11 protein-coding genes are annotated in these 8,766 nt (G+C 59.6%); 4 read left to right on the forward strand and 7 right to left on the reverse strand.

Annotated elements, in window-relative coordinates; all coding sequences use genetic code 11:
- Nucleotides 1-13: 13 nt before the first annotated feature.
- From AC4HNJ_RS11400 to AC4HNJ_RS11415, 4 genes are all read right to left on the reverse strand, one after another.
- A complete protein-coding gene (locus tag AC4HNJ_RS11400; RefSeq protein ID WP_490479685.1) occupies nt 14-490 on the reverse strand; it encodes an OsmC family protein in 477 nt (158 codons plus the stop codon).
- Nucleotides 480-1,112, reverse strand: a complete 633-nt coding sequence (locus AC4HNJ_RS11405) for an FMN-binding negative transcriptional regulator (protein WP_490479686.1) — start codon at nt 1,110-1,112, stop codon at nt 480-482. Before AC4HNJ_RS11405 ends, AC4HNJ_RS11400 begins: the two co-directional genes overlap by 11 nt.
- 18 nt (nt 1,113-1,130) lie before the next feature.
- Complete coding sequence (locus AC4HNJ_RS11410) at nt 1,131-2,138, reverse strand: N-acetylornithine carbamoyltransferase (protein WP_490479687.1); 1,008 nt, start codon at nt 2,136-2,138, stop codon at nt 1,131-1,133.
- Nucleotides 2,139-2,458: 320 nt separating this feature from the next.
- Entirely contained in the window at nt 2,459-3,019 is a 561-nt protein-coding gene (locus tag AC4HNJ_RS11415; RefSeq protein WP_490479688.1) for a glycine zipper 2TM domain-containing protein, read from the reverse strand.
- 213 nt (nt 3,020-3,232) lie between these two features.
- Here AC4HNJ_RS11415 and cysS point away from each other — a divergent pair, with 213 nt between their 5' ends.
- Complete coding sequence (cysS, locus tag AC4HNJ_RS11420) at nt 3,233-4,609, forward strand: cysteine--tRNA ligase (RefSeq protein WP_490479689.1); 1,377 nt, start codon at nt 3,233-3,235, stop codon at nt 4,607-4,609.
- 56 nt (nt 4,610-4,665) lie between these two features.
- On the forward strand, nt 4,666-5,100 hold the full coding sequence (locus AC4HNJ_RS11425; RefSeq protein WP_490479690.1) for a SufE family protein: 435 nt from the start codon (nt 4,666-4,668) through the stop codon (nt 5,098-5,100).
- Nucleotides 5,101-5,192: 92 nt separating this feature from the next.
- On the opposite strand, the gene dksA is transcribed toward AC4HNJ_RS11425, so the two are convergent.
- Complete coding sequence (gene dksA / locus AC4HNJ_RS11430) at nt 5,193-6,230, reverse strand: RNA polymerase-binding protein DksA (RefSeq protein WP_490479691.1); 1,038 nt, start codon at nt 6,228-6,230, stop codon at nt 5,193-5,195.
- 168 nt (nt 6,231-6,398) lie between these two features.
- Between dksA and yidD the strand changes: the two genes are divergently transcribed.
- Both yidD and AC4HNJ_RS11440 read left to right on the forward strand, forming a co-directional pair.
- Nucleotides 6,399-6,629 (forward strand): membrane protein insertion efficiency factor YidD, encoded by a 231-nt coding sequence (yidD, locus tag AC4HNJ_RS11435; RefSeq protein WP_490479709.1) that lies wholly within the window; start codon nt 6,399-6,401, stop codon nt 6,627-6,629.
- Nucleotides 6,630-6,696: 67 nt separating this feature from the next.
- The gene (locus AC4HNJ_RS11440) at nt 6,697-8,034 is read left to right on the forward strand and encodes a dihydroorotase (RefSeq protein ID WP_490479692.1); all 1,338 of its coding nucleotides are present in this window, start codon (nt 6,697-6,699) and stop codon (nt 8,032-8,034) included.
- 19 nt (nt 8,035-8,053) lie between these two features.
- Here AC4HNJ_RS11440 and AC4HNJ_RS11445 read toward each other — a convergent pair whose 3' ends face one another.
- Together AC4HNJ_RS11445 and AC4HNJ_RS11450 are read right to left on the reverse strand one after the other, a co-directional pair.
- Nucleotides 8,054-8,485 (reverse strand): YbaY family lipoprotein, encoded by a 432-nt coding sequence (locus tag AC4HNJ_RS11445; protein WP_490479693.1) that lies wholly within the window; start codon nt 8,483-8,485, stop codon nt 8,054-8,056.
- A gap of 60 nt (nt 8,486-8,545) precedes the next feature.
- Nucleotides 8,546-8,766, reverse strand: a 221-nt coding sequence (locus AC4HNJ_RS11450; RefSeq protein WP_490479694.1) for a GTP cyclohydrolase, FolE2/MptA family, incomplete at its 5' end; no start/stop codon positions are given.

Raw genomic sequence — 8,766 nt, forward strand, 5'->3', positions numbered from 1 at the left:
AAAGAAAGGTTGTTTACACGGATTCAATGACAGTGCGGGGTTCGCAACGCACCGGGAAATTGACGGAGTTGGCAATGAAACAGGCGTGATGGGCTTCGCCATGCACGCGCGTAGCAAGCTCGGCATCGCTGTTCGCACCGATCGTGACACATGGCCGCAGCACGACTTCGGTAAAGCGCCCACCATCGGCATGCTCCACCATCGTGCCGACAGCCTCATCGATATAACCGGTGACAATAACGCCCGCGACACCCGCCAGGTGCAGGTACCAGAGCATGTGGCAGCTCGACAATGCAGCGACCAGCAACTCTTCCGGATTGTGCCGCCCTGCGTCACCGCGAAAAGCCGGATCGGAGGAAGCAGCAATGACCGGTTTGCCGGCAATGCGTATCTCGTGCTCCCGACCATAGGCTTGATAGGTTTTAGTGCCTTCGCCACGGTTGCCGGTCCACACGACTTCAATGGGATAGCGGTGCTGCTTATTCCCCATCTCGACGATCCTCGGCTTGCTGCATCAGCGCCATCATTTCGGCATCGCGCTGACCGGCTCGTTCGGACAGCCCTTGTACAACCCCTGCACGGTTCGCGCCGGGATGATTCTGGCTTAGCTTGAACTTGCCCTCGATACGCTCGATCGCGATCTCAATGCCCGCGATCCCCTGCAGCATTTTCTCGATGTAGTCCGCGGGTGCGTCATCGATATGCCATGGCTTGGGCTGTGATGCTTCGTGACGTGCAGTAAGCCGTTCCAGCAACCGACGCAGCCATATCGCGTCGCGCACCACTCTTAGACGTCCATGCACATGGACCACTGCGTAATTCCAGGTGGGAACTACGCGGCCGGATTCGTGCTTGCTCGGATACCAGTTCGGGCTGATGTAGCTATCCGCCGCCTGGAAAATAACCAGCACTTGCGCACCATCAGCATTCGCCAGCTCATTACCGGTCGCTACATGCCCATGCAATGACGCATCGCCTACCCGCTCAAAGGGAAGATGATTCGCAGCCAATCCCTCGGCGCCGTGTGTGACGACGGTGCCGAACGGATAATCGCGAATCAGCGCGTGCAGTACGTCGATCCGCGTTTCGTGAAAGGAAGTGGGCAAGTACATGGCTCGTCCAGGAGGAAATCAGCGCTGTGCGATCAATGAGGCCATCACGGCCTTCTGCACATGCAGCCGGTTTTCGGCTTCATCAATGGCGATGCAGGCCGGTGAATCCATCACCGCATCCGTCGCCTTGATGTTTCTGCGCAATGGCAAACAATGGCTGAAAACGCCGTTGTTGGTCAGCGCCATCTTCGCTTCGTCCACAATGAAGTGCTTGTTCGCATCGCGGACGGGTTTTTCGGCCTCCCAGCGCCCGAAGAACGGCAGTGCGCCCCAGCTCTTGGCATACACCACGTCGGCGCCGCGATAAGCTTCTTCGATATCGTGACTGACCGTGAGCGAACCGCCGTTTTCCTTGGCGTTCTCGGCGCCATAGGCCATGTAGCGCTCATCGAGCACGTAATCCGGCGTGGGACAGAGCAACGTCACGTTCATGCCCATCTTGGTGGCGATAAGCAGCGCAGAATTGGCAACTGCCGTATTGAGGGGCTTGGGGTGATACGTCCAGGTAAGCACGTATTTGCGGCCCGTCAGATCGCCGAAGCGTTCCTTCAACGCCAACGCGTGCGCCAATTCCTGACAAGGATGCGTGATGGTTTCCATATTGATAACCGGCACGGTCGCATACTGGGCGAAAGCCTTGATCACGCTATCTTCCCGATCAACTGACCAATCCTGAAACTTCGGGAACGCGCGTACCGCGATCAGATCGACGTATCGACTCAACACGCGCGCCACTTCCGCGATGTGCTCTTCGGCCTCGCCGTCCATCACGACGCCAGGCCGGAACTCGATCGGCCATGCATCTTTGCCCGGCGAAAGGACGATGGCGTGACCGCCGAGATGGAACGCACCCAGTTCGAAACTCGTGCGCGTACGCATCGAGGGATTGAAAAACAGCAGCGCTACCGATTTGCCGGCGAGCTGTTGGCCACGCGGCGAACGCTTGAATGCAGCGGCCTGTTCAAGCAATGCATCGATTTCGGCGCGGCTGTAGTCCTGGGTGGTAAGGAAGTGACGAAGCGACATCATTGACTCCAGTCAGAAAAGCAAAAAACCCGGCGCAGGGGCCGGGTTTCGTCGTCGTATTACACATGCAATGTGGCGACAGCCTACCCGGCCGAATGTCGGTCCAGCGGTCGGCGCGCACGCGACGTCATACCAGCGGCCATGCGGGCGCTGGTGAGCACGGTAGCGGTATAGACGGCTGAAGACATGGAAGGTCCGGGTGATCGAATCCGAATCATGACTGGAATTTCGCTGCCGTGCAACAGAAAGTTCCGGGGATACAAAGATAAAGGCGACCGTGCCATCGGCGCGGTCGCCTTTTGGTTTCGCAGACGGTCCGATCAGTCCGCTGGGGACACGCTCACCCGGACCCGCAGGCGTTCGCCCGGATCGTAGCTGAGTCGCGACATATACACATCACCGTGGTAGCGGTACTCCACGTCGTAGCCAATGATTTGGCGCTGCTCGCTGACTTGAGTGACCGGCTGGCAGACCGTCTGGTCGCTCGTATAAGTCTGGCCGCCACTGGCCACGGAATTGCCAACCGCGCCACCGACTACGGCTCCCCCCACGGTGGCGGCCGTGTTGCCCCGGCCATGGCCGATGGTGCTGCCCAGGACGCCGCCGACCACTGCCCCCAGGACGGTGCCGAGACCCTTATTGCTAGGCGTCTGCTGCACAACTTGCTGGTTGTAGCACTGTTGCGAGGGCGTTGCGGTGCGCGCAACACCATAGACCGGATCGACCCGCAGCACGTCTGCCCACGCGTAATGTGCATTATCGGGAGCTCCACCGGCGCCGGGCGGCGGAGGCGGGGGCGGATAACCGCCCTGCTGCGCCATGACCCCCGTCGACATCACAGTCAACATGAGCATGGGGATCAACATCATTTTTTTATTCATCGACAACCTCCACCAGGGGGCATAAGGACGCTTCTCTGCGCATGCTGAAATTGCAGCAAATTCACGCTGAATCCACGCTTAGAACAAGCGTAATTTAGCGCCTATTTCGGCGCCGCTTTCCGAAATTTCCGGGCGGTTCGGCACAGCTCATCCGCAAGACCTTGATAAGATGGCGGACTTGTCGACCTTACTAGGCCCGCCGCGGAAACACCCATGCCGATTTCGCTCTACAACAGCCTCAGCCGTCGTATCGAGCCTTTTTCGCCAATCGATCCGAACCGGGTGACGATGTACCTGTGCGGCCCCACCGTCTATAGCTACGTGCATATCGGTAATGCACGTGGCCCGGTCGTCTTCGACATCCTGGTCAAGCTGCTGCGCCGGCATTATCCGTGCGTCATCTATGCTCGCAACATCACCGATGTGGACGACAAGATCAACGCCGCCGCCCTCGAACAGGGGGTGCCCATCGGCGCCATCACCCGCCAGTTCACGCAGGCTTATCGTGAAGACATGGCGAAGCTCGGCATTGCGCCGCCTGATGTCGAGCCTTTTGCCACGGCGCATATCGGCCCCATTATCGCCATGATCGAGACCTTGATACGCAGCGGACACGCGTATGAAGCGGAAGGCCACGTTTTGTTCGACGTAGCGTCCTACTCGGCTTATGGTGCCTTGTCCGGCCGTGATACCGATGAACTGATCGCGGGCGCGCGGGTGGAAGTCGCACCGTATAAGAGAAATCCCACCGACTTCGTCTTATGGAAGCCCTCCAGCCCCGAGCTTCCCGGCTGGGCAAGTCCGTGGGGCCGCGGTCGGCCGGGCTGGCATATTGAATGCTCGGCCATGAGCGCAGCGCATCTGGGAGAAACCATCGACATCCATGCTGGTGGCGTGGATCTGCAGTTTCCTCATCACGAAAATGAAATTGCTCAATCAACCTGCGCCCATGGCGGCAAAGTGTTCGCGCGCTGGTGGATGCACAACGGCATGCTGACTTTTGAAGGGCGCAAGATGTCCAAGTCGCTCGGCAACGTGCTGCAGGTGCATGAACTGCTCGGCATGCATCCACCGGAAGCTTTGCGCTTGCTACTCATGCGCGGTCACTACCGTCAGCCACTGGATTGGTCCGACGCAGCCATCGTCCAGGCTATCAGTACGCTGGATGGGTGGTATCGCGTGCTGCGCGATCTTGGCGACATCGCCATCGACACGACCAAGCCGCTACCCGTGCCCGAATCGCTTGAAGCCGCGCTTTGCGATGATCTGAATACGCCGCAGGCCCTGGCTGAACTGGCGGTACTTGCCGATGCGGCTAGACAAACGCCCAGTCTGGCGGCCAAGTCTGCCTTGCTCGGTGGCGGTGCAGTGCTCGGATTACTGCAGGACGACCCAGAGACGTGGTTCAAGCAGGCACGTGGCAACGCAGTCGATTCAGCGCATGTGGAGGCATTGCTGGAAGAACGGCGGGCAGCGCGTACGGCACGCGACTTTGCGCGAGCCGATGCGATCCGCAACGAACTGACAACCATGGGGGTGACCATCGAAGATAGCGCCCAGGGGACACGCTGGAGCGTGGCAAAGCATTAATCCCCTCGCATGCTCCGGTTCGGGCCCAGTAAGCCGGATCGCGCGATAATGGCAACATGAATACGATCGCCACCGCCAGCGCCGCTCAGGCGCAACAGGATATCGCCGACGAGTTCGCCTTCTTCGGCGACTGGACTGAGCGCTATCAATACTTGATCGACCTCGGTAAGCAGCTCCCCTCATTTCCGGACGAATGGAAAACCGAGGGTTACCGTGTCCACGGCTGCCAGTCGATGGTGTGGCTGGTACCCAGTGGCAACGCCTCGGCCATGCACTTCGATGCGGCCAGCGACTCGGCCATTGTCTCAGGATTGATTGCCTTGGTATTGCGCGTGTATTCGGACCGTCCGGCGGCGGAGATCGTTGCCACGGAACCGGCTTTCATCCAGCAAATCGGTCTTGCCAAGCATCTTTCGCCGACGCGCTCGAACGGCTTGGCGGCGATGCTGACCAAGCTCAGGGCTTATGCCGCTGCCGAGCTGGAAAAGTAGCGCCCGCAAAATCACGAAGCGGTGAATGATATTCAACAAAAAAGCCCCGCCAATGAACTGGCGGGGCTTTGCTTGTTCGGCCGCTACGGATATCAGTCACCCATCTGTTTTTGCAGATGCTCGCGGCGTTCCTGCGCGTCCAGCGACAACGTGGCGATGGGACGGGCGTCGAGACGCTCCAGGCCAATTTCCTCGTCCGTTTCTTCGCAATAGCCATAGCGCCCCTCTTCGATGCGACGCAGCGCCTTGTCGATCTTGGAGATCAGCTTGCGATAACGGTCGCGCGTGCGCAGCTCCAGCGAATTCTCCGTCTCACGAGTGGCGCGTTCGGCCTCATCGCCGACATCGCGCACTTCGTCACGCAGGTTCTCCATGGTCTGGCGGGACTCTTCGACCAGCTGTTCACGCCACACCCTGAGCTTGTTGCGGAAGTATGCGAGATGACGAGGATTCATGTACTCCTCGTTCGGGGAAGGGCGATAGCCTTCTGGCAAGTCGATGTTGGTCGTGATGGGCAGGGCGTAGCGGCCGTCTTCACGGGTCACGCCATTGTCGAGAGTTGTCGCGGTGCTATTCATTGAGGACTGCGTGGTCTTCTGTTTCTTGGTAGAGGATTCATGCGCGGCGGCGTTCGCTACGCGCTGAGCGGTCGGCCCGACGGCGCTGGCCACCCTGCCCTCGGCAAGGCGGGAGGTCGCTGATGATACGGGTTGCGATGTTGCAATTTGTGCAGCCGATGTTTTCGGAACGGCAGGCGCCTTGGCCGCAGCCGGTGTTGGCGCCGGCTTGGCGACGGTTTTTTCCACCGCCTTCTTGGGCGCAGCCGGCTTTGGCTCCGGCTTCCGCGGCGCTGGCTTGGCGGCCGGCGGCGGCGGGGCCGCCTTCTTCGGCTGCGGTTTGGCGGCCGGCTTGGCGACATGCTTTGCCACCGCCTTCTTGGCAGGCGCCTTTTTGGCTGCTGCCTTGACCGGCGCTTGTTTTGCCGCAGGCTTCTTGGCAGGAGCGGTTTTCTTCACGGACTTGCTAGCAGCCGCCTTGGCCTTGCCGGCCTTGGCTGCACTGCTCTTGCCCGCTGCCTTTCCCTTAGGAGCTTTTTTGGCGGCGGTCGGATTACGGGTGGTTTTCGCCATTTACCTTCACCATTTTGGCCGTGGCGGCCGGGTGTTATAGCCCAATACCCTCAACACCGGCAACCGTCCTTCTGGAATACTTGCACCCTCAGCTGTCGTAAGCAGCTCGGCAATGTGAATGCTGTGAGCCGATTGATTATTTCCCTGCTCGACCTCTACAAGCGCTTCGTGAGCCCGCTGCTAGGGCAGCGTTGTCGCTTTTACCCCAGTTGCTCGGATTATGCACGGATTGCGATCTCCCGTTTCGGTCCGTGGCGCGGCAGCCTCTTGGCAGGATGGCGGATATTGCGCTGTCAGCCCCTCTGTTCGGGGGGACATGATCCTGTCCCGGAGCACGTTCACTTCTGCCGATGCCGCATGCCCGCTGCCGAGCGAGATGTAGGGGGAAGCAACCATTGAAGCGGCCTACACATGTACCCTGCTTCCTTTACGCACATGTCCTGCCATTTTCTTCTAGGAGTCCTACATGTCTAACGATTGGCTGATCCAGAACGCCGAACTGGTCAACGAAGGGCGTCGTTTCCATGCCGATCTGCGCGTGAAACACGGACGCATCGAGACCATTGGCGAGCGCCTCAGTCCCCGCGCAGGCGAACAAGTCATTGACGCTTCGGGGCTATGGCTGTTGCCGGGCATGATCGACGATCAGGTGCACTTTCGCGAACCGGGGCTCACGCACAAAGCCGATATCACGCACGAATCGCGCGCCTGTGCGGCCGGCGGCATCACCAGCTTCATGGAAATGCCCAACACCAGGCCCCCTGCGCTCGACCGCGACTCGCTCGAAGCCAAATACAGTCGTGCCGCAGAAACCTCTGCAGTGAATTATGCGTTCTACCTAGGCGCCAGCAATGACAACCTGGAGGCTATCCGGGCACTCGATCCGAAGGCTGCGCCGGGCATCAAGGTGTTTATGGGGGCGTCCACCGGCAACATGCTGGTCGACAATCCGGAGACACTGGACGGGATCTTCCGTGAAGCACCCACACCGATCATCACGCATTGCGAAGACACCCCGATGATCGATGCGTTACATGCCAAAGCACGCGAAAAATACGGGGAAAACATCCCCGCCCGCGAGCATCCCCTGATCCGCTCGCGCGAGGCCTGCATCAAGTCGACCCGACTTGCCATCTCGCTGGCCCGCAAGCACGGTACGCGCCTGCATGTGCTGCACATTTCCACCGCCGACGAACTGGCGTTGTTCCAGCCTGGTCCGATCAAGGGCAAGAAGATCACGGCCGAGACCTGCGTGCATTTCCTGCACTTCAGCGACGCCGACTACGAACGCCTGGGATTCCTCATCAAATGCAATCCCGCCATCAAGACGGCGACGGACCGCGAGGCAATCACTCAAGCACTGGCCGAAAGCCGTATCGACGTGCTGGCGACCGATCATGCACCGCATCTGCTGGAGGAAAAAGCACAGGTTTATGACAAAGCCCCCTCCGGATTGCCGCTGGTTCAATTCGCGCTGCAAGCCGCCTTGCAGCGCGTCACCGAAGGAAAGCTGACACTGGAACGTATCGTGGAAGCGGTTTGCCATGCACCCGCCACGTTGTTTGATGTCCATCAGCGCGGTTTTCTTCGCGAAGGTTATGCTGCCGACCTGGTGCTGGTCGATCCCCGCAAGCCCCATACCGTACGGCGCGAGGAAGTCCTCTCGAAATGCGGATGGTCCCCATTCGAGGGTTTCACCTTCAGCAGCTCGATCGTTGGAACCTTCGTCAACGGACAACGGGTATGGGATGGATCACGCGTGGACGAAAACGTGCGCGGCGAACGTTTGGCATTTGACCGATAAAACGCAAAACGCCAGACGCTTACTTCAACTCGGAAACTACCACGCGTACTGGACCGTTATTGCCGGAACTGCCCAGTACTCGGACGGGGACGTCGGTGGATGCCAGCGTATGGTTCCCCTGCTTGATCCGGGCCGCGACCGCGAAGTCCGTACCGGCACTCAGATCGGCGGGTTCATAACTCAACACGAACGAGACCGGCGACGGCCCTATGGGGGCTATACGATCCGTGGCGATGACTCGCGTGTCCGGACTGACCTCGGACAGCGTCACTTCCAGATAGGCATCCGGTGGCAAGGTATGCACGAGGTCGTAATCGACTTCGCCACCCAGTGATTTCATCAGCATTTGCTGTTGTGGTTCCGACGCTTTGTGCTTGCCAAAGTGCGGTATCCAACTGCAGCCAGCCACACCCAGTAGGGCAATCAGCCATGCCCCGTAGCGAATCTTCATGAAAACTCCCGCAAGAACATCGCAGGCATCATAGCCGCTGCCCGTGTTCCGTAAGCAAACTCAAGTGCGTGAATCACCGTAACCGCCCATTACGCCCTTACTGGCATAGGCCACCGCATCATGCGGATGCAAGCTTTCCTGATGTTCCAGACGCACATGGAAATCCACGATGTCCTTGTCCACATCCAGCGCGCGTTGGATGCGGCGCGCGGCATCCTCGCAGAACATCAGGTTGCTGCCATTGGCCAGGGCGAAGGCCTGTTCGTCCTCGCGCTTGACCG

Source organism: Dyella sp. SYSU CM1112, from assembly GCF_058216415.1.